The 20,215-nt window shown below is 70.9% G+C and carries 19 protein-coding genes; 10 read left to right on the top strand and 9 right to left on the bottom strand.

Going from position 1 to position 20,215, the window contains the following annotated elements:
- Window positions 1-63 precede the first annotated feature (63 nt).
- Complete coding sequence (locus tag HNR07_RS24150; protein ID WP_184366923.1) at window positions 64-870, top strand: MBL fold metallo-hydrolase; 807 nt, start codon at window positions 64-66, stop codon at window positions 868-870.
- Window positions 871-1,066: 196 nt separating this feature from the next.
- Here the strand turns inward: HNR07_RS24150 and HNR07_RS24145 are convergent, their stop codons facing one another.
- Window positions 1,067-1,750, bottom strand: a complete 684-nt coding sequence (locus tag HNR07_RS24145) for a Crp/Fnr family transcriptional regulator (protein ID WP_017583862.1) — start codon at window positions 1,748-1,750, stop codon at window positions 1,067-1,069.
- Between the two features lie 278 nt (window positions 1,751-2,028).
- Between HNR07_RS24145 and nth the strand changes: the two genes are divergently transcribed.
- From nth to HNR07_RS24130, 3 genes are all read left to right on the top strand, one after another.
- Entirely contained in the window at window positions 2,029-2,817 is a 789-nt protein-coding gene (gene nth, locus HNR07_RS24140; RefSeq protein ID WP_376769941.1) for an endonuclease III, read from the top strand.
- Window positions 2,818-3,036: 219 nt separating this feature from the next.
- On the top strand, window positions 3,037-3,690 hold the full coding sequence (locus tag HNR07_RS24135) for an NUDIX hydrolase (RefSeq protein ID WP_184366922.1): 654 nt from the start codon (window positions 3,037-3,039) through the stop codon (window positions 3,688-3,690).
- 23 nt (window positions 3,691-3,713) lie between these two features.
- On the top strand, window positions 3,714-4,892 hold the full coding sequence (locus tag HNR07_RS24130; protein WP_184366921.1) for a MarP family serine protease: 1,179 nt from the start codon (window positions 3,714-3,716) through the stop codon (window positions 4,890-4,892).
- A 139-nt stretch (window positions 4,893-5,031) separates the two neighbouring features.
- Here HNR07_RS24130 and ltrA read toward each other — a convergent pair whose 3' ends face one another.
- The 3 genes from ltrA to HNR07_RS24115 all read right to left on the bottom strand — a co-directional run bounded on the left by ltrA (window position 5,032) and on the right by HNR07_RS24115 (window position 7,847).
- A complete protein-coding gene (ltrA, locus tag HNR07_RS24125) occupies window positions 5,032-6,279 on the bottom strand; it encodes a group II intron reverse transcriptase/maturase (RefSeq protein WP_184361336.1) in 1,248 nt (415 codons plus the stop codon).
- Between the two features lie 652 nt (window positions 6,280-6,931).
- The gene (locus HNR07_RS24120; protein WP_184366920.1) at window positions 6,932-7,486 is read right to left on the bottom strand and encodes an ATP-binding protein; all 555 of its coding nucleotides are present in this window, start codon (window positions 7,484-7,486) and stop codon (window positions 6,932-6,934) included.
- A 13-nt stretch (window positions 7,487-7,499) separates the two neighbouring features.
- A complete protein-coding gene (locus HNR07_RS24115) occupies window positions 7,500-7,847 on the bottom strand; it encodes an STAS domain-containing protein (protein WP_026117083.1) in 348 nt (115 codons plus the stop codon).
- A gap of 232 nt (window positions 7,848-8,079) precedes the next feature.
- Here HNR07_RS24115 and HNR07_RS24110 point away from each other — a divergent pair, with 232 nt between their 5' ends.
- From HNR07_RS24110 to HNR07_RS24090, 5 genes are all read left to right on the top strand, one after another.
- The gene (locus HNR07_RS24110) at window positions 8,080-10,461 is read left to right on the top strand and encodes a DEAD/DEAH box helicase (RefSeq protein ID WP_184366919.1); all 2,382 of its coding nucleotides are present in this window, start codon (window positions 8,080-8,082) and stop codon (window positions 10,459-10,461) included.
- Between the two features lie 151 nt (window positions 10,462-10,612).
- Window positions 10,613-10,801 (top strand): DUF4244 domain-containing protein, encoded by a 189-nt coding sequence (locus HNR07_RS24105; protein WP_184366918.1) that lies wholly within the window; start codon window positions 10,613-10,615, stop codon window positions 10,799-10,801.
- Window positions 10,779-11,135: a TadE family type IV pilus minor pilin gene (locus HNR07_RS24100; protein WP_184366917.1), complete on the top strand. Its 357-nt coding sequence runs from the start codon at window positions 10,779-10,781 to the stop codon at window positions 11,133-11,135. The genes HNR07_RS24105 and HNR07_RS24100 overlap by 23 nt, the downstream gene beginning before the upstream one ends.
- The gene (locus HNR07_RS24095; protein WP_184366916.1) at window positions 11,132-11,551 is read left to right on the top strand and encodes an Rv3654c family TadE-like protein; all 420 of its coding nucleotides are present in this window, start codon (window positions 11,132-11,134) and stop codon (window positions 11,549-11,551) included. The genes HNR07_RS24100 and HNR07_RS24095 overlap by 4 nt, the downstream gene beginning before the upstream one ends.
- Window positions 11,552-12,045: 494 nt before the next feature.
- Entirely contained in the window at window positions 12,046-12,279 is a 234-nt protein-coding gene (locus HNR07_RS24090) for a hypothetical protein (protein ID WP_184366915.1), read from the top strand.
- Here HNR07_RS24090 and HNR07_RS24085 read toward each other — a convergent pair.
- The 5 genes from HNR07_RS24085 to HNR07_RS24065 form a co-directional block, all read right to left on the bottom strand.
- Window positions 12,257-12,988, bottom strand: coding sequence for a type II secretion system F family protein (locus tag HNR07_RS24085; protein ID WP_184366914.1), 732 nt, complete (start codon window positions 12,986-12,988; stop codon window positions 12,257-12,259). The two genes, HNR07_RS24090 and HNR07_RS24085, sit on opposite strands and share 23 nt — an antisense overlap.
- Window positions 12,989-12,998: 10 nt before the next feature.
- Complete coding sequence (locus HNR07_RS24080) at window positions 12,999-13,700, bottom strand: type II secretion system F family protein (RefSeq protein WP_184366913.1); 702 nt, start codon at window positions 13,698-13,700, stop codon at window positions 12,999-13,001.
- Complete coding sequence (locus HNR07_RS24075) at window positions 13,688-14,857, bottom strand: TadA family conjugal transfer-associated ATPase (RefSeq protein ID WP_221319804.1); 1,170 nt, start codon at window positions 14,855-14,857, stop codon at window positions 13,688-13,690. Before HNR07_RS24075 ends, HNR07_RS24080 begins: the two co-directional genes overlap by 13 nt.
- A gap of 104 nt (window positions 14,858-14,961) precedes the next feature.
- A complete protein-coding gene (gene ssd / locus HNR07_RS24070; protein WP_184366912.1) occupies window positions 14,962-16,125 on the bottom strand; it encodes a septum site-determining protein Ssd in 1,164 nt (387 codons plus the stop codon).
- Between the two features lie 893 nt (window positions 16,126-17,018).
- Window positions 17,019-17,831 carry a Fic family protein gene (locus HNR07_RS24065; RefSeq protein WP_184366911.1) on the bottom strand — a complete coding sequence of 271 codons (813 nt, stop codon included), beginning with the start codon at window positions 17,829-17,831 and terminating at the stop codon, window positions 17,019-17,021.
- 206 nt (window positions 17,832-18,037) lie between these two features.
- Here HNR07_RS24065 and acs point away from each other — a divergent pair, with 206 nt between their 5' ends.
- Window positions 18,038-20,008, top strand: coding sequence for an acetate--CoA ligase (gene acs / locus HNR07_RS24060; RefSeq protein ID WP_184366910.1), 1,971 nt, complete (start codon window positions 18,038-18,040; stop codon window positions 20,006-20,008).
- The last annotated feature ends 207 nt before the right edge of the window (window positions 20,009-20,215 follow it).

Raw genomic sequence — 20,215 nt, 5'->3', positions numbered from 1 at the left:
CCCAGCATGTCCTCTTGGCCGTCCTTCAGACCAGTCCGGTTTCGGCGAGCGAAGCGAGGTGCGATGAGGATCGACGGTTCCGGGACACTGCGCGCCGGCTGCGTACTGTGCCCCAACCCAGGCCCGATGACGTTGGAGGGAACCAACACCTGGATCCTGCGGGAACCGGGTGCGCGCGGGGTCGTGGTGGTCGACCCCGGGCCGCACCACGAACGGCACCTGGAACGGGTGGCGCGGACCGTGCAGGAGCAGGGCGCCCAGGTCCTGATGACGCTGGTGACCCACCGGCACTTCGACCACTGCGAGGGCTCCCGGTACTTCTCGGAGCTGACCGGCGCCCCGGTGCACGCGGTCGACCCGCGGACGCGGGTGAGCGGTTCGGGGCTGGAGGACGACCAGCTGATCCGCGCGGACGGTCTGGAGCTGCGGGTCCTCGCGACCCCCGGCCACACCGACGACTCGATCTGCCTGTTCCTGGAGGCCGACAGCGCCATCCTGACCGGCGACACGGTTCTGGGCCACGGCACCACGGTGATCGACGGTGACGACGGCCTGGCCCCCTACATGGACTCGCTGTACCGGCTCAGGGACCTCACCAGGGAACACCAGGTGCGGACCCTGCTGCCGGGCCACGGCCCGATCCTGACGTCGCCGCTGGCGGCGCTCAACTCCTACATCGACCACCGCGAGGCGCGCCTGGCGCAGGTCCGCGACGCGGTGGAGGCCGGCGCGACCAAGGTGGACGAGGTCATCGACCGGGTCTACCCGGACGTCGTGGAGAGCGTCCGTCCCGCGGCCGCCTCCTCGGTCCGGGCGCAGCTGCGCTACCTGGCGGCCAAGGGGGAACTCCCGGAGGGCGTCGAGAACTGACGCCGGACATGAAGAAGTAAGACGTGCACCGGCGGGCCTGCCGACCACAGCGGGCCCTGCGCGGTCCTGTAGGCCCCCTGACAGCGCTGCGGCCGTCACCCCGAAGGGCGACGGCCGCACAGCGTCTCGGGTCCCGCTGAGGCGTTCTGGCGTGTGCCAGAGCCGACCGGAGCCAGCCGGAACCCGCTGGAATCCGTTAGCGGGCGCGGCGGCGCATGCGCTCGACGTCCAGCAGCACCACGGCCTTGGCCTCGATCCGCAGCCAGCCGCGCAGAGCGAACTCGGCGAGGGCCTTGTTGACCGTCTCACGGGAGGCGCCCACCAGCTGGGCCAGCTCCTCCTGGGTGAGGTCGTGGTGCACGTGCAGGCCGTCGTCGCCCTCCTTGCCGAACTTGTCGGCGAGCTCGAGCAGGGCCTTGGCCACACGGCCGGGCACGTCGGTGAAGACCAGGTCGGCCATCACGTCGTTGGTCCGGCGCAGACGGGCGGCCAGTGACTTCAGCAGCTGCAGACCCACCTGGGGGCGGCTGGACAGGAACGGCCGCAGGTCGTCGTGGCCGAGCCCGGCGAGCACGGAATCGGTGACGGCCACGGCGCTCGCGGTGCGCGGGCGCGGGTCGAACAGGGACAGTTCACCGAACATCTCGCTGGGGCCGAGCACGCCCAGCAGGTTCTCGCGGCCGTCGACGGCCGTGCGGGTCAGCTTCACCTTCCCGCTGAGGATGACGTACAGGCGGTCGCCCTCGTCACCTTCGTTGAACAGGGTCTGACCGCGACCGAGGCGCACCTCGTTCACCGAGGAGCGGAGCGCGGCAGTGTCCTCCTCGTCCAACGGCTCGAACAGAGGGGCCTTCCGGAGCACCTCGTTGATCTCGTCCACACGTCCTCCTAAAACCTGACCGTCAACAGTGTGACTTATATCGCAACCGGGTGTGAAACCAGGTCGTTACCTCGGCTTGTCCGCCGGGAGACAACGTGCCCACAACAGCCGACGTCAGCCCATGCGATCCTAGTCGTAATCGGCCTGTGTCAGGGCTTGTCCGCGCCGTGCGACCGGACATTGGTTACATAATCTCGGTCACCAGGCCAAACGACGGCGCGCCGCCGAATTCCGACGACCCGGGTGTGCCCCCGCACCCTGACGCCTACCCTGTGACGATGCCTCGTGACACCCCAGAGCCCGGTGGCTCCGAGCCCCTTGACACCGCGACAACCGATGCGGTCGTACCCGCGGAGAAGGCGACGCCCACCGGCGAGAGCCGACTCGCGCTGGTCCGACGCGCCCGGAAGATGTACCGGGAGCTCTCGGAGCTGTATCCGGACGCCCACGCCGAACTGAACTTCACCACCCCGCTGGAGCTCCTGGTCGCGACGATCCTGTCCGCGCAGTGCACGGACAAGCGGGTCAACCAGGTCACTCCGGCGCTCTTCGCGCGCTATCCCGACGCCGAGGCCTACGCCTCGGCCAGGCGCGAGGATCTGGAGGAGATGATTCGTTCGACGGGGTTCTTCCGGGCCAAGGCCAACAGCCTGCTGGGGCTTGGTCAGGCCCTGTGCGAACGACACGGTGGCGAGGTTCCTGGAAACCTCGCCGACCTGGTCAAACTACCCGGTGTAGGACGAAAGACCGCAAACGTACTGCTCGGTAATGCCTTTGATGTGCCAGGGATCACCGTGGACACCCACTTCGGGCGTCTCGTCCGCCGTTTCGGGTGGACCGACGAGCAGGATCCGGTCAAGGTCGAGCACGCGATCGGTGAGCTCTTCCCGCCCAAGGACTGGACGATGCTGTCCCACCGCGTGGTGTGGCACGGCCGCCGCGTCTGCCACGCCCGCAGGCCCGCCTGCGGCGCCTGCGTCCTGGCCCACTGGTGCCCTTCCTTCGGCGAGGGCCCCACGGACGAGGCCACCGCCACGAAGCTCCTCCGCATGCGCTCGTTCGCCTGACCCAGAGGCACTTCGCGCTCGTGTCCTGGCCACAGGGCAGGGCGCCTCCCGTCCGGGACCTGCGCCGCCCTCAGCCCCCGTCCTCGCCCCGGGCTCACCGCGGGCGGGTTCAGGGGGCGGCAGTTTGTACCCTGATCACGTGAGAGCGCACACATCCGGCCCCCTGCGAACTCACCCGTACACCCGTCGGCGCGACAACCCCCGGAACAGGTTCTGCGTATGAACTCGACCCCGCTCTGGCTGTCCGCGCTCGCGGACGCCGCTCAGGCGATGCCGGTACCCCCGCCGATGCGTCCGCCCGCACAGGGAGGCCGCGAGTCGGCCGTACTCATCCTCTTCGGCGAGACCGACCGGGGTCCTGACCTGCTGCTCATCCAGCGCAACGACGGACTGCGCCGCCACGCGGGACAGCCCGCCTTCCCCGGCGGGCGGATCGAGCTCACGGACCCCTCCCCGGAGGCCGCAGCGCTGCGCGAGGCCGAGGAGGAGACCGGCGCCGTCCCCGCCGGGATCGACGTGGTCGGCCGCCTGCCCGAGCTCTACCTGAGCTTCAGCGACTTCCGGGTCGCCCCCATCCTCGGCTGGTGGCGCGAGCCCTCCGAGGTGCGGGCCGCCGACACCGGCGAGGTCGCCGCGGTCTCCCGGGTGCCCGTCACCGACCTGGCCGACCCGGCCAACCGGGTCAAGGTCCGCTACGGGGGCGGCCCGATGTGGGGACCGGGCTTCCGGGTCGACAACATGCTCGTGTGGGGCTTCACGGGCGCGATCATCGACAGCCTGCTCACTCTCGGGGGATGGGAACTTCCCTGGCGTGACGCGGCTCTAACAGACGTGTTCGAAGCCACCCCGCAGGGCCTCCGGCCGGTCGGGTAACGCTCACTTCTTGGAGGGCATCCGTGCTCGACGCGGTTCTGGTCGTCCTGTTGCTGCTGTTCGCGGTGACCGGCTACCGGCAGGGTTTCATCGTCGGCGTGTTCAGCTTCGTCGGCTTCATCGGAGGCGGGATCCTCGCGGCGGTCACCGCGCCGGGACTCATCCAGGACTGGGTGGCCGACCCGGGGCGCCAGGCACTGCTGGCGATCGCCGTGGTGTTCCTGTCCGCCGCGCTGGGCCAGTTCATCTCCTCCTACCTGGGCACGCTGGTCCGCAACAGGGTCACCTGGGACTCGGCTCGGGTCGTGGACGCGCTGGGCGGGGCCGTGGTCAGCGGGATCTCGGTGCTCCTGGTGGCCTGGTTCATCGGCAGTACGGTGGCCAACTCGGCCCTGCCGTACGTGTCCAACCAGGTCAAGGACTCGCGGATCCTCCAGTCGGTGGACTCGCTGATGCCGCCCGCCGCCCACCAGGGTTTCTCGACCTTCCGCCGGGTCGTGGACCAGAGCGCGTTCCCGCAGGTGTTCAGCGGACTGGGCACCGGCGAACTGGCCGAGGTCGAGCCGCCCGACCCGGACGTGCTCACCACCCCCGAGCTCATCGAGTCCAGCCGCAGCGTGGTCAAGGTCCTGGGCACCGCGCCCAGCTGCCAGCGGCGGGTCGAGGGCACCGGCTTCGCCTACGGCGACGACCGCATCATGACCAACGCCCACGTGGTCGCCGGGGTCACCGAGGACCTGCGCGTGGTCACCAGGGACGGGTACCAGCTGGAGGCCACCCTGGTGCTGTTCGACGCCCAGCAGGACCTGGCCGTGCTGCAGGTGCCGGGGATGGAGCTGTCGCCGCTGGAGTTCAACGGTGGGGCCGCCCAGGGCGACGACGCGGTCGTGGCGGGTTTCCCGCGCAACAGCGGCTTCACCGCCGTTCCCGCGCGGATCCGGGCCAAGCAGACCGCGCAGGGCTCGGACTTCTACCACTCGCAGCAGGTGAGCCGGGAGATCTACCAGGTCCGCGCCGTGGTGCGCCCGGGCAACTCCGGCGGCCCGCTGCTGGCCCCGGACGGCACGGTGTACGGCGTCGTGTTCGCCGCGGCCACCAACGAGGACGAGACCGGTTACGTGCTGACCGCGGACGAGGTCGCCGAGAACGCCGAGGCGGGTCTGAGGGCCACCTCGGAGGTCTCCTCCCAGACCTGCGACTGAGCCGGGGCCCGGGGCCGGGAGCGGCGCCCTCGGCCCCGGGCACCGAACGGTCCGGACACCGAACGATCGGGTAGGAGGGCCGGGTCGCCCGGCCCTCCCCCCACACCACCGGACATGCGGGCCCGCATCCGGCGGTTCGTCAAACTGATCTCAACCGCTGCCAGGTCGGCTTGAGCATCCGCAGACCAAAGCCCTCCCAGTAGGAGTTGGGCAGCGCCTGCTGAAGGACGACCGAGCCACCGATCCGCCAGTACCCCTTGCTGCTGATCACCCAGTCCCGGGCCACACGATCCGAGATACCGAGCGAGCGCAACATCCGGCGGCGGGTCCTGGCCCGCTTCCATTCCTTCCAACGGACCTGCCGCATCCTGCGGCGGAGCCATTCATCCAACCCCTGGAACACCCTGGGGGTGTCCGCGAGCCGGAAGTAACCCATCCACCCGACGATGAACCGGTTCAACCGGCCGATGCGATACTCCATCGCAACCGACCACCGGCGCGAGGTCAGCTCCCGGATCCGCACCTTCCAGCGCCTGAGCGCCTTGGGATCGACCCGGATACGCACCCCGGCCCGGGTGAAGTAGAAACCGAACCCCAGCAACGTCGCGACGGATGCCGGAACCACCTTCGACTTCTCCCGGTTCACCTTCAGCTTCAACCGCTGCTCGACCACGACCGTGATCGAGTCGAGCACCCTGTGAGCGGCCCGCCTGCTACGCGTGAAGACACGGATGTCATCGGCGTAGCGCACGAACCGGTGACCGCGACGCCACAGCTCCCGATCCAGGTCGTCGAGCATGATGTTGGACAGGACCGGCGAAAGCGGAGACCCCTGCGGGGTCCCCTGCGCGCTCGGCATCTTGACCCCGTCCGCCATGATCCCGGCTTCCAGAAAGGACCGGATCAGTCGCAGCACCCTGCGGTCGTCAACCCTGCGCGCCACCCGGGCCATCAACACATCGTGCTGGACCCGGTCGAAGAACCGGTCCAGGTCGATGTCCACGACCCATCGGTGGCCGTCCTCAATAGCCCGCCGCGCGACCCGCACCGCCTGATGGGCGGACCGGCCGGGACGGAACCCGAACGAAGACCCGGAGAACTCCGGGTCGAAGATCGGGGTGAGGACCTGCGCGATGGCCTGCTGGATCAAACGGTCCAGCACCGTGGGAACACCCAGCATCCGCTCGCCGCCCCCGGGCTTGGGGATCATCACCCGGCGGACCGGCGAGGGCCGGTATCTCCCCGCGTCGAGTTCTTCCCGAACGCCCTCCCAGTGCTCGCGCAGCCATCCCCGCAGATCAGCGGTAGTGACTCCATCCACACCCGGGGCACCCCGGTTGGTCTCGACCCGTTCGAGCGCCGCGGCCAGGTTCGCGCTGGACAGCATTCGCTGCCACAGATCCCCCTGGCCGTGGTGGACATCGTCTCCAGGCCGCGCCGACAGGTCACTACGCTCTACGGCGGTACTCAACGGAAATGCACCGTCCCCTCCCACCGCAGGCCCGCCTTCGGCGGGGTGGCTGCGATCTGTGTGACCAGCACGAGCGGCACCGGTTCCTCTGTCCCATTTGACGTTCGGCCCTTCCCAGCCCACGAGCGATCCCGGCTGGTACTACGACCTCTGCTGACTTCTGCCCGGTCAGCCGCTCCCTTGCGGTCGCGGCCGTCGGCGCGGCGACATACTCAGCACAACCGACACCCGGACAGACCTCCCCAGGTAAGAACAGCTACTTTCCCCCTACGCCTGCCGCATCTACACCCCGGCCGTCTTGGCAGTGACGGGCTTCGCCATCCATGGCTGGCTCACCCCGACCGGACTGCCTTGTATGCGGTTCGTGTTCCTCAGTGCAGGGTTTCGCCTCGGGCTTCCTCCCGACCCCACCTCGCGGTGACGCCGTTGCCTCCGGCTCAGAGTTAGCACTGCCGCTTCCTCTAGAGGACTTCCACCTCCAAGCAACTGCCCATGCTGGGCACACCACGACGAAGGGGCGCCTCCCGCACCGGGAGGCACCCCTTCGTTACGTGCTGTCTGCTTCGAGCTAGTTCGAGCTCGGGTTCTGGGTCTGGTCCGCCTGGAGCGGCCAGCTCATCCGGACCACCGTGCCCGAGTCCTTGGGATCGATGGACACCTCGTCGGCGAGGCCGGTGATCACCGCCAGACCGAGGCCGGGCGAGAACCCGGAGATTCCGCCGGGAGGGGTGTCCTCGCCGTCCAGGAAGAGGCCGTCGAGCAAGGGCTCCAGGTGGTTGGCCGTCTCGTCGGTGTCCTTGGCGGGGGCACGGTCCGAGACGACGACCTCGAAACGTCGTGTAGCGCTCCCGTTGGCGCGCAGCGTTCGGCTCGAGGTGTCGGTGCGGGGGTCCGACACCGGATCAGGTCCGCTTCCGTCGATCAGCTGGAGCAGGATCGGCTGTGTGGGGCAGTGCAGCTTGTGGGCCGCCACCGCCCGGGAGCAGGCCTCTCCGACCGCCAGCCTGATCTCGTCGATCGCGGAGGCCGCGATGCCCGCCCGGCGTGCGACGGTCGCGGCCATGAGCCGCGCCGTGCGCACGTGGGCGGGAAGCGCGCTGATCGTGAGCGTGATGGTTGCCATCGCTCGCTCTGGGTTACTTCGAGGAGCGCTTGTCGATGGCTTCCTGCACCGAACCGTGGATGCCGAACACCTTGGTCAGGCCGGTGATCCGGAAGATCTTCAGGATCCGCTCCTGGGTGCAGACCAGGTCCAGGGTCCCGTCGTGAGCACGGACCCGCTTCAGGCCGCCCACAAGCACGCCGAGGCCCGTCGAGTCCAGGAACTCCACCTTCTCCATGTTGACCACGAGGTGGAAGTTGCCCTTGTTGACCAGGTCGATCAACAGCTCACGGAGCCGGGGCGCGGTATAGACATCGATCTCACCCTCAACGACGACGATCTCGGTGTCGCCCTCGGTGTAATGATCAAGCTTCAAATCCACAAGTCCTCCAGCGCCGAACCGCGAAATATCGCGAAGTATCTCTGCCGGGCGTTACCCCACCAGCACGCATTCAACCACGGGTCTCGTGAGTGTCTTCCCGCTATGCACAGGAAAACAGTCACCCCGCGCCACTCCTACCCCGGATGCCACACTGAAACCGATGTCGACCGTTGGCCCGACCTCGGGGCGAGGGCCGACGGCTCGTGAACGTGTCCAGTGAGGAGGGGACTCGATGAGGCGATCGGAGCCCGTGCTCCCCGGCGTGTGGCGTGACGACAACCGGTACCCGCAGGTCACCCATATCGAGCATGTGGCCCGGAACGCGGGTGTGAGCGGGGACTGGCCGGAGTGGACAGCCCCCCACCTGGTCGAACGACTGGCCGAACGGGGGATCACGGGTCCGTGGTCCCACCAGGCAGCCGCCGCCGACCTCGCACGCTCGGGCCGTGATGTGATCATAGCCACGGGTACCGCCTCGGGGAAGTCGCTTGCCTTCCTTATGCCCGCGGTGGAGGCGGTTGACTCCGGCGAAACGGTTCTGTACCTCTCACCGACCAAAGCGCTCGCCCAGGACCAACTCAGAGGGATTACGGACCTGGGGCTTTCGGGCATGCGGGCGGCGGTCTATGACGGGGACACCACCGCCGAGGAGCGCTCCTGGGCGCGCGAGCACGGCAACTACGTCCTGACCAATCCGGACATGCTGCACCACGGGATCCTGCCCAGGCACGGGGCGTGGTCCAGGTTCCTGCGGCGGCTCCGCTACGTGGTGATCGACGAGGCGCACCGGTACCGGGGGGTCTTCGGTTCGCACGTCGCGCAGATCCTGCGGCGTCTGCGCAGGGTGTGCGCCCGCTACCGCTCGGAACCGGTGTTCGTCCTGGCCTCGGCGACCTCGGGCTCACCGGCCCAGAGCGCCACCCGGCTGACCGGGGTCCCGGTCACCGCGGTGAGCGAGGACGGATCGCCCCGGCCGGGGATGTCCGTCGCCCTGGTCGAGCCGGAGATGACAGATCTCACCGGCGAGCACGGCGCCCCGGTGCGCAGGACCGCGCCCTCCCAGGCCGCCGAAATGCTCGTTGACCTGGTTCGGGACGGAGTCAGAACGCTGGTGTTCGTGCGTTCGCGCCAGGGCGCGGAGGTGGTCGCGCTGAACGCCCAGCGGATGCTCACCGAGAACGGCGAGCACGACCTCGCCCGCCGGGTGGCCGCCTACCGCGGCGGCTACCTGGCGAACGAGCGCCGGGAACTGGAGGAGGCCCTGCGCTCGGGTGAGCTCCTGGGCCTGGTCAGCACCAACGCCCTGGAGCTCGGGGTGGACATCAGCGTCCTGGACGCCGTGCTCATCGCCGGCTGGCCGGGCACGCTCGCGTCGCTGTGGCAGCAGGCGGGCCGGGCGGGGCGCCGCGGGGAGGACGCCCTGGCGGTCTTCATCGCGCGGGACGACCCCCTGGACACCTACCTGGCGCACCACCCGGAGGCCATTTTCGGGCGTTCGGTCGAGGCCACCGTCCTCGATCCGGAAAACCCGCACATCCTCGGTCCTCACCTGTGCGCGGCGGCCCAGGAACTACCGATCACCCGTGCCGACTTCGACCTCTTCGGCGAGACGGCCGAGGGGCAACTGGCCGGACTCGTGGCCCGGGGACTACTCAGAAAGCGCCCACGAGGCTGGTTCTGGACAAGCCACGAGCGAGCAAGTGACCTAGCCGATATTCGCGGGGCGGGCGGCCCACCGGTCCAGATCGTCGACACCGCCAGCGGCCAGCTGCTCGGCGAGATCGACGATGCGGCCGCGCACGGCACCGTCCACGCGGGGGCGGTCTACCTCCACCAGGGCGCCACCTACCTGGTCGACGAGCTCGACCTGGACGAGGGCGTGGCCTTGGTGCGCGCCGCCGAACCGCCCTACAGCACCTGGGCCAGGGACACCACGGACATCACCGTGAAGTCCGTGCTGCGCGAGGAGGCCTGGCCGAGCGGCGCCACGGTCTGCTTCGGCGAGGTGGAGGTCACCCGCCAGGTGGTGGGCTTCCTCAAACGCGACGTGCGCACCGGTTCTGTGCTCGGAGAACAGCCGTTGGACATGCCCGAGCGCACCCTCCAGACCCGCGCGGTCTGGTGGACCCTGCCGCACGAGGGGGAGAACCGGCTCCGCAAGGAGGACGTGGCGCTCCTGGGCGCCGCCCACGCCGCCGAGCACGCGGCCATCGGCCTGCTCCCGCTGCTGGCCACCTGCGACCGCTGGGACATCGGCGGCGTCTCCACCGCCGTACACGGGGACACCGGGAAGCTGACGGTGTTCGTCTACGACGGCTACGACGGCGGCGCGGGATTCGCCGAACGCGGCTACGCCCGGGCCCGCGAGTGGCTGGGCGCTACCCGGGCGGCGATCGCCGACTGCGAGTGCGAACAGGGCTGTCCCTCGTGCGTCCAGTCACCCAAGTGCGGAACCGGCAACGAACCCCTGAGCAAACCCGGGGCCCTCCGCCTCCTCGACGAGGTCCTGGGAACCGGTGCTCCGGACCCCGAGGTGGGCCCCGGGCACACGGAAGGCGGGAACTCCGCCGAGGGGGCCGAGGAGACCGGGACCCCCGCGACGGACAACGGCTGACCGGGAGCCGTTTCCCAGGAGCGGATGGCGGGGCGTGCGGGCGGGGAAGTTATCCACAGGCTGTGGGCAGCGGCTTTCGCTCCGGACCGGAACGGCGCAACCTGGAATGGCCGCACGGAACCCTCTCCGTCCGGCCCACCCGGGAGGCCCCATGTTCTCTTTCCCGTGCCCGATCCCGCCCTCGTTCGCTTCTGACCGGGGCATGAGCACCGCCGAGTACGCGATGTGCACCGTCGCCGCGGTCACCTTCGCCGGCGCCCTCATCCTCATCCTCGGCAGCGAACCCGTCAGTTCGGCTCTGCGAACGATCATCACCGATGCCCTCCACGCCCGCCCCTGACCGCGGCTCCGTGACGATGGAGACCGCGATGGTGCTCCCCTCGCTGCTGCTCATGCTGGCCATCGCGTTCAGCGCGCTGAACGCGGCGGCCGCACAGCTCTCCTGCGCCGACGCCGCCCGGATCGGGGCCCGGGCCCTGGCCCGGGGAGAGCCACCCGAACACGCCCGAGCGCTGGCCCTGGCCGCGGCCCCGGAACAGGCCAGGGCCGAGCTGACCGAGAGCGCGGGCATGGCCAGGGTCACCGTACGCGCGGAGCTGGGCCTCGGGCCGCTCCGGGCCCCGCCCCTGGGGGTCGGCGGCAGCGCGGCGGTCCCCTTGGAACCGGGCGGATGAGGCCGCCGGGACCAGGAGAGCCCGGTCCCAGGGAACCCGGCCGCTGCCAGGCCAGACCTCGGCCGCCGGACGCCGGTTCGGCCACCGCCTGGTGGATCTCCCTGTGCGTCCTGCTGTGGTTCCTCACCTACGCGCTGCTCCTCACCGCCACGGCCCGCCTGGACCGGGACCGCGCCTCGGCCGCCGCCGACCTCGCCGCCCTCGCGGCGGCGGCGCGGGCCCACGAGGGGACGGGGACGGTCTGCGCGGCGGCCCGGCGCACCGCCGAGGCCAACGGCGCCACCCTCGACACCTGCGAGCTGAGCGGCCTCACCGTCACGGTGACGGTCTCGCTCCCCGCGTCAGCTCTGCCCCGGGAGGTCAGCGCTCGCGCAAGGGCCGGACCCGTCCACGACCCCAGCGAGGAGGTGGAGTGACCGTCCACCCGGCCCTGGCCTGCGCCCTCCTGCTGTGCGGCCCGGTCCTCGCCGAACCCGAACCCTGCTCCGGGGACTCCGCCGCAACGCCCCTGCCCGCCCCCGCGCTCCTGCACGACTCCGAACCCTCGCCCGCTCCGAGCACCTCGCCCGGCCCCTGCCCACCCGGCCTCCACCCCCTGGACGCACCAGCGCGGGGCCCGTCCACGAGACCGGCACCGGGGCCGCCGGGCCCCGAACCAACACCGGACAGTTCCCCCGCAACCCCTCGATGGCCGGTGCCGCCACCCTCCCGCCCCACCCGTCCGCAGCCCTCGGAGGGCTCCAAGCCTTCAGGGGGCACCGGGTTCTCGGAAGGCCTGGCCCCTTCGGAGGGCACCGCGGCTCCGGAAAACACCGCGCCTGCGGAAAACACCGCGTCTTCGGAGAGCAGCACGCCAGAGCCGGCCCCGGAGCGGGGCCCGCCGAGGGCCAGCGCCACGATCCGGGCACCGGTGCCTCCCGAATCAGAAGCCGCCCCGAACCCGGTCGGCCGCTTCGCCCACGAGGACCCCGCCCGGCCGAGCACGCTCTCCCGCCTGGTGGGAACCGTCTCCACCACCGTGCTGGTCCTTGTGCTGACCACCGCCCTCGCCCTGCGCCTGACCGTCGGCTGGCCCCGTTTCCCGGTCCGCTACCAGGGCCGACGCCGAACCAGACCACCGACTAGTAGGACAGGGCCGTGGTGAGGAGGTCGGCGGCCATGGGGACCACGCCGATCAGGATGAAGGCGGGCAGGAAACACAGGCCCAGGGGAGCGACCACCAGGACTCCCATGCGCTCGATCCGGGCGGTGGTCCGGGCCTTCAGCTGCCTGCGCAGGTCGGCGACGTGCCGGTCGAGCTGGTCGGCCACCGGCGCTCCGGTCTCGGTGGCGCGGATCAGGTCCCGGCCGACCTCGGCCAGCGGCTCGGGCAGTGCCTGCCTCCGCCAGGCCAGGGCGGGTTCGGCACCCAGTCTCAACTGCTCGGAAACGGCCGCGATCTCTTCCCCCAGACCGCCGCGGGCGGCGCCGGACACCGCGGTCAGGCAGGCCGGAAGCGTCACCCCGGCCCGAATACCCGAGGCGATCAGCCCGATCAGCACCGGCAGGTCGTCGGTGACCGGTAGGCGTTCGGGGCGCCTACGGCGCTCCCGGGCCCGTAACCACAGGAAGGCACCGCCACCGGCCGCGGCCAGACCGCCCACCGCACCGAGCAGGGCCACCGACAGGGTCGCGGCACCCAGCCCGGCGAACAGCCGGAGCCACGGTCCGAGCGGCCGCCGGGCGGACGTCCTTGTGCCCGCGTCGTGTTCCGGCGCAGCGGCCACCAGCCTCAGCACCCGTCGTTGGTTCGAACCGAACAGGACCCACACGGCGGTCACCGCGCACAGCACGGCCGCCACTTCGAAAACCATCCTCCACCCCTCAGGACACCGCGCCCCGGACCATCCGCAGGGTCCACCAGGCGCCCAGTAGGTCGAGCAGCACACCCAGGACCAGGCACAGCACACCCAACGGTGTGGTGAACAGGAACACCAAGGGCGATCCGCCGAGCGCCGCCGACATCGCCACCCCGACCACCGGCAGACCGACCAGCACCAGCGCGGTGGTGCGCGGCCCGGCCGCCCTGGCGCCGACCTCGGCCCGCTGCTCCTCCCGTTCGGTCAGGCTGACCGCCAGCGCGTCCACCACCCCGGCCAGCCCCGCACCGGTCTCCGCCGCCACCTCCCAGCACGCCGCCAGATAGACCAGCGCCCACAGGTCCTCGTCCCGCTCGGCCACCCGGCGCAGTGAGGCCGCGTCCGACACCTCACCGACCATCGGCCCCGCCTCCAACGCCGCGACCCGCAGCGCCGTCTCCGGGGGTTGCCCGGCCCTGAGCTCGGCCGCCATCACCCGGCACAGCAGGATCACGGCCCGCCGTCTCGCCTCTCCCGCGCTCCGACGGGCCAGGGCGGTTCGCAACGACGGCACGGGGGCCGCCCGGAGCAGCCTCCCGGTCACGGCCGGAGCCGACCGGAACCGGTCGGGGAACAGCCCGGCCAGACGATGGCGGCTGTCACCCGGTAGCGCCCACAGCAGGGCCGCCGCCAGGGTGAAGACCACCAGGAGGGTCACCGCCGCCACTCCTCGCCCAGGCGGGAGACGACCTCGGCCACGCCCGGGTACTCGTATCGGCGTCCGTCCGGGGTGAAGGCCACCGCCGGTTCCGCCCGAACCAGGCCGGATGACCCCTGTCGCAGTACCCGGATCTCGGACAGGCGGCGCCCACCAGCGTCCCGGACGAGGTGGACCACCATGACCCGGGTCGCGGCGAGCTGGCTGTGCACCGCGCCCCGGTCGAGCCCGGCGGCGCACCCCATCGCCTCCACCCGGGCGGGCACGTCCTCGGCCCCGTTGGCGTGGAGGGTCCCGGCACCGCCCTGGTGCCCGGTGTTGAGAGCGCCCAGCAACGACACGATCTCCGGCCCCCGCGCCTCGCCGACCACCAGCCGGTCCGGGCGCATCCGCAGTCCCTGCCGGACCAGCGTCTCCAGGGAGACCTCCCCGCTGCCCTCGATATTGGCCGGGCGGGTCTGGAGCCGCACGACGTGCGGGTGCTCGGGGCGCAACTCGGGGGAGTCCTCGGCGAGCACGATCCGTTCCTTCGGGTGCACCAGCGACAACAGCGAGGAGAGCAGGGTGGTCTTGCCGGTGCCGGTACCGCCACTGACCAGGAAGGGAACGCGCTGGGCGATCAGGGAGCGCAGCAGCTCCGCCCCGGCGGGGGTCAGGGTTCCGCAGGCCGTCAGCCGGTCCAGCCCGAACACCTTCCGGGGTGGGATCCGCAGGGAAAGGCAGGCACCCTCGGGGGAGATCGGCGGCAGTACGGCGTGCAGCCTGATTCCGTTCGGCAGCCTCGCGTCCACGTAGGGCGCGGCCGCGTCGAGCCGTCGCCCGGCTTGGAAGGCCAGCCGCTGGGCGAGTCTGCGTACTTCCTCGGCGGAACCGAAACGCACCTCGCGCGCCCGGCGCAGCCCGTCCCCGGCATCCACCCAGACCTGGTCCGGTCCGTTGACCAGGATGTCGGTGACGTCCGCGGCCAACAGGTCCTCCAGCGGCCCGGCTCCGGAGAGTTCGGCGGCCAGTCTGCGGGTCATGGCGAGCAGCTCCCGGTCACCCAGGGCGCCGCCCTCGGCGCGGATCGCGGCCGCGACATTGGCCGGGGTCACCGCAGTCCCGGCGGCCACGAACCGGTCGCGGACCCGCTCCAGCACAGCGCTCTCGTCCCGGCCCGCGGCCAGGGGGGCGGCCCCGGGTCGCGCGTCCCCGCCCCGGCGGGAAGCGACCCCCGCCCACCCTCCCCACGCGGTCGACCCGCCCCGGTCGCTCCTCCTCGGCGCCCTGCTCACCGGGCCTCCTCCGTGCTGACGAGGGCGTCCACCACGCGGTCGGCGTACCTGGCCAGCGGGGACCTGGGGTGCTGTGCGGGCACGTCACCGGCCCGCAGCAGCCGGGACAGCCCGGGCTCGGCCGGCAGGTCGGCCCCGAGCCGTACTCCGAGGCTCTTGGCGACGACCTCGGTGGACAGACCGCCCCTGGCCCCGCGGACCACCACCCGGACCCGGTCGGACTCCTGTTGGAGGCGGTGGGTCATGCGGGCCGCGGAGACCACCGAGTACACGTCGGCGGGGACCACCACGAGCACGAGCGCGGAATGGTTCAGGAAGACGGTGGTGGCCGGGTCGAAGGAGCGGGGCAGGTCCACCACGACCAGGTCGGTGCCGCGTCGTGCGGACGCCAGCGCGGACCGGACCGCGCCGACCGGTAGAGGGTGCCCCCGGTCGCTGCCGCCGCCCCGGGACCAGGTCAGCACGTCCACCCGGCCGGCCTTGGGCAGGCCGTCCCGCAGGGTCCGCCAGGGCATCCGGCCGCGCTGGCGCAGCAGGTCGTCCCAGCCGGTCCGGGCGTCCGCGCGGGTGTGGTCGCAGCCCAGGTAGATGTCGGGGCCACAGCCGAGGGGGTCGGCGTCGAGCAGGGCGGTGGACCGCCCGGCCCGCTCGCCGGCCAGGGAGAGCGCGACCGCGAGCAGGCTCGCCCCGGCACCGCCCCGGCCGCCGACGACGGACACCACGGGTGCGGGAGGGCGGTCGGAGACGGAGGCGAAGAGGTCGACGAGGGCCGACTCGTCCCGGGGTAGCAGGTAGGCGGTACCCCCTTCCCGCATTTCCCTGCCGTTCCTGGTGTTTGTGCCGTCCCTGCAGTCCAGGGAATCGGCCGTCCGGACCTCATCGGCCCCACCGGTGCCACGGCCGCCGTTGGCGGCGGACTGGGGAACCCCGGAGCGGGAGACGACCGCGACCCGCGGGTGGGGCGGGGGTTCGGCGGCGCGGAGGGCGCGCTCAAGGTCCTGCCCGACCACGACGAGAGGGGCGCGGTCCCAGGCGCGCAGTGCCTGTTCGGGACTGGAGGAGATGGAGACCTCGGTGGCGGCCGCGGCGGCGAGCCGGAGCAGGTCGTCGAGGAGGTCGGGGTCGGAGGTGGCGATCAGGGTGCGCTGCGGGACGTCCATCGGACCTTCCGGGAAGTGCGGAGAACCTGCACTTTCGACCTTCGCCGAACGGCGGTCGCCGCGGAAGGGACCAGTTCTGATCTGTGGATAACTCCGCGGGGCCCGGAAGGGAAACGTCCTCACCCGGCGGGCGGGACACACGTACGGGGGCTGTCGTGTGTCCCAGCCCGTCAGGCGAGACGGAGCGCGTCGGGCGGTCCCCACAGGGGGAACTGGGGCCGACCGGTTCCGGCCTTGGGGGGATAGGCCGGACTCCGCTCTCTTGGGAAGGGTCCGTCGGGAGCGGCCGCGCGAACCGGCACCGCCTGGAGCGGGGTATCCGAGTTCGCACTTCCCGCGAAGAACGACGGCGGTTCCGTTCCAGGGCGCAATGTCCGCATTGGCGCTCTGCACCCGTAAAAGCCGGGAACCCGGGACTTTAGCCCTGCGCTGTCGGCGCTTCGCTCAACTCCAGAACAGACGCTACCACGCAATGCTGTGTATGGGTTCGGGAATCCAACATAAAAACTTCGGTCAACCACCTTTTGGAAGAAGGGTCCCCGGCGTAGAAAGAAAGCAGTCGGTGGCGAAGACCCACCCCGACACGGAGGGCGGGAACCCACGCTCCGCTGGGCCCCGTAGGGCGTGTCCAGGCTTGATGGAACTGGGTTCCACCAGGTCGGACTAGAGATAGTGACGCTTGCTAACCCGCACCTGCGAGCCGGAAACGGCGCCCCGGACCAACGGTCCGAGGCGCCGTTCGACATGCACGTGCACCGACTCGAGGCAAACCGGAAACATGTGCCCGCGTTCAAGTGTGATCGAACTGATATGAATCCGAGTTACTACTTGTTGGTAAATGAACTACTTTCGCGAACTTGAGGGTTTTCCACTGGATCGCCCGAGCGGCGACATCAGCCGCGCTTGAGCGCCTCACACGTGGCCAGCGAGTCCTGTGCACCCGCCCGCACCGCACGGCAGCAGTACACGACCCACTCAGCGACGCCCTCGGGGGTGCCAGCCATGTATCCGCGCAGAGCCGGACCGTACTCGTCCTTCAGGGTCTGGTGCCCGAGCTCCGACGTGACCAGCGACTTGGGGTCCAGGCCGCGCTCGACGAGAGTGAGCCGCTCGGCGGCGCGCGCCACCAGACCGTCCCCCCAGCCGAACGGCCGGATCGCCATCAGCTCGCCGTGCACCAGCGCGGAGGTCACCAGTGCGGGCACCTTCGTCCGCGAGCCCAGCAGCGTGTACAGGCCCTCCAGGCGGGCGGCGGCACCGGCGGCGCTCGGCGCCGGGCCGAGCTCGAGGGGGTCCTCGATCCGCTCGCCCTCCAGCCGGGGGCGGCCCAGCGCTTCCTCGGACACGGCGTCGGCCGCGGCCAGCGTGTGCAGCCGCGCCAGCGCCTGGCGGGGCGCCTGGGGCCAGGTCTCCACCAGGGTGCCCAGCTCACCGCCGATCCGCAGCGCACCCTTGATCCGGGTGTCGTACACGTGGCCGTCCCGGATCTCGTCCATCGAGACCTCGGCGCCCTCCAGCGCGGCCGACGCACACGCGCCGCGCAGGGAGGACTCCATGGACACGTCGCTGCTCCGGCGGCGCAGGATGCGGTGTCCCAGCAGCCGGTCGACCAGGGTCCGCGTCTCTTCGACCGCGTCGCTCACCCCCGGCAGTTCGGCGATTCGGGACAGCGGGTCGGGCACGGAGGCAGAAGTCGATTCGCTCACGAAAAACAACACTACGCGGCGGTAACACCGTGTGCTCCCACCCCCGGACCGGGCACCACGGAACCGCTCGTCGCGGACCGGCGACCGTTCACCGACCGTTCGCCGCGTGCCCGGCCCCCGCTGCCGCTGGACGGCGCCCCAGCTGTTCACGCGGTATGGACCACATGATTAATTGGGTGTTAACCGCCAACGTAAGGAGAATCACAGTGGCCGACAGCACTCCCCCGAGCCAGGAGACACTGTCCAACCTTCTCCACGAGACCCGCAGCTTCCCGCCGCCCGCGGACCTCGCAGCGAACGCCAACGTCAAGGCGGACGCCTATGACACCGCGGCGCGGGACCGCCTCGGTTTCTGGGAGGAGCAGGCCCGCAGGCTCCAGTGGGAGCAGCCCTGGGACACGGTCCTGGACTGGAACCCGCCCTACGCCAAGTGGTTCGTCGGCGGCAAGCTGAACGCCTCCGTCAACTGCGTGGACCGGCACGTCGAAGCGGGCATCGGCGACCGCGTCGCCCTCCAGTGGGAGGGAGAGCCCGGCGACAGCCGCGCCATCACCTACGCCGAGCTCAAGGACCAGGTCTCCCAGGCGGCCAACGCCCTCACCTCGCTGGGCGTGGCCAAGGGCGACCGCGTCGCCATCTACATGCCGATGATCCCCGAGACCGTCGTCGCCATGCTCGCCTGCGCCCGCATCGGCGCCGTGCACATGGTCGTCTTCGGCGGCTTCTCCGTGGACGCCCTCGGCCAGCGCCTGGACGACAGCCAGGCCAAGCTCGTCATCACCGCGGACGGCGGCTACCGGCGCGGCAAGCCCAGCGCCCTCAAGCCCGCCGTCGACGGCGCCGTAGCGGACCGCCCCGCGGTCGAGAACGTCCTCGTCGTCCGCCGCACCGGCCAGGACGTCGAGTGGAACGAGCGCGACGTGTGGTGGCACGACGTCGTCGGCTCCGCCAGTACCGAGCACACCCCCGAGGCCCACGACGCCGAGGACCCGCTGTACATCATGTACACCAGCGGCACCACGGCCAAGCCCAAGGGCATCCTGCACACCACCGGCGGCTACCTCACGCAGGCCTCCTACACCCACTGGGCGGTCTTCGACCTCAAGCCGGAGACCGACGTCTACTGGTGCGCCGCCGACATCGGCTGGGTGACCGGCCACTCCTACATCGTCTACGGCCCGCTCTCCAACGGGGCGACCGTCGTCATGTACGAGGGCACCCCGGACACCCCGCACAAGGGCCGCTTCTGGGAGCTCATCGAGAAGTACAAGGTCACCATCGCCTACATGGCGCCCACGGCGATCCGCACCTTCATGAAGTGGGGCGACGAGATCCCCGCCAAGTACGACCTCTCGAGCCTGCGCGTCATCGGCTCGGTCGGTGAGCCGATCAACCCCGAGGCCTACATGTGGTACCGGGAGAACGTCGGCGGTGGGAACACCCCGGTCGTGGACACCTGGTGGCAGACCGAGACCGGCGCGATCATGGTCAGCCCCCTGCCGGGCGTCACCTCGGGCAAGCCGGGCGCCGCGATGCGCGCCATCCCGGGGGTGGCCGCCGACGTGGTGGACGAGGAGGGCAACTCCGTCCCCGACGGCGATGGCGGCTTCATCGTCATCCGCGAGCCGTGGCCGTCCATGCTCCGCGGCATCTGGGGCGACGACCAGCGCTACAAGGACACCTACTGGTCGCGTTTCGAGGGCCTGTACTTCCCGGGCGACGGCGCCAAGAAGGACGAGGACGGCGACCTGTGGCTGCTCGGCCGCGTCGACGACGTCATGCTCGTCTCCGGCCACAACATCTCCACCACCGAGGTGGAGTCCGCGCTGGTCTCCCACCCGAAGGTCGCCGAGGCCGCGGTCGTGGGCGCCGCCGACAAGGTGACCGGTCAGGCCATCGTCGCCTTCGTCATCCTGCGCGGCGGCCTGGAGGAGGTCCCCGAGGACCTGGTCCAGGAACTGCGCAACCACGTCGGCACCTCGCTCGGCCCGATCGCCAAGCCCGCCCGGCTCCTCGCCGTACCCGAACTGCCCAAGACCCGCTCCGGCAAGATCATGCGCCGGCTGCTGCGCGACATCGCCGAGAACCGGGACATCGGTGACACCTCGACCCTCACCGACTCCTCGATCATGGACGTGATCGCCAAGCAGCTGCCCTCCGCCAAGCAGGGTGACTGACCCTCTCCCAGCCGCACCGTCTCCCGGTCACCGTCCAGCCGGGGGACCCCGGCGCCCCGTTCCTTCCTTCCGAAGGGGCGGGGCGCCGTTCCCGCTCACCTACGTGACGAAACCGAAGCCCCCGGTTTTGCGTGCCGTGAGAGACATGGGAGGGAGGGCATGTGCGAGGATGCGGAGGATCATCCGCGTGTTCGCACCGAGAGAAGG

Origin of the sequence: Nocardiopsis metallicus, from assembly GCF_014201115.1 — a bacterium.
Lineage (GTDB): Bacteria > Actinomycetota > Actinomycetes > Streptosporangiales > Streptosporangiaceae > Nocardiopsis > Nocardiopsis metallicus.
This window is presented reverse-complemented; position numbering and strand designations above follow the sequence as displayed.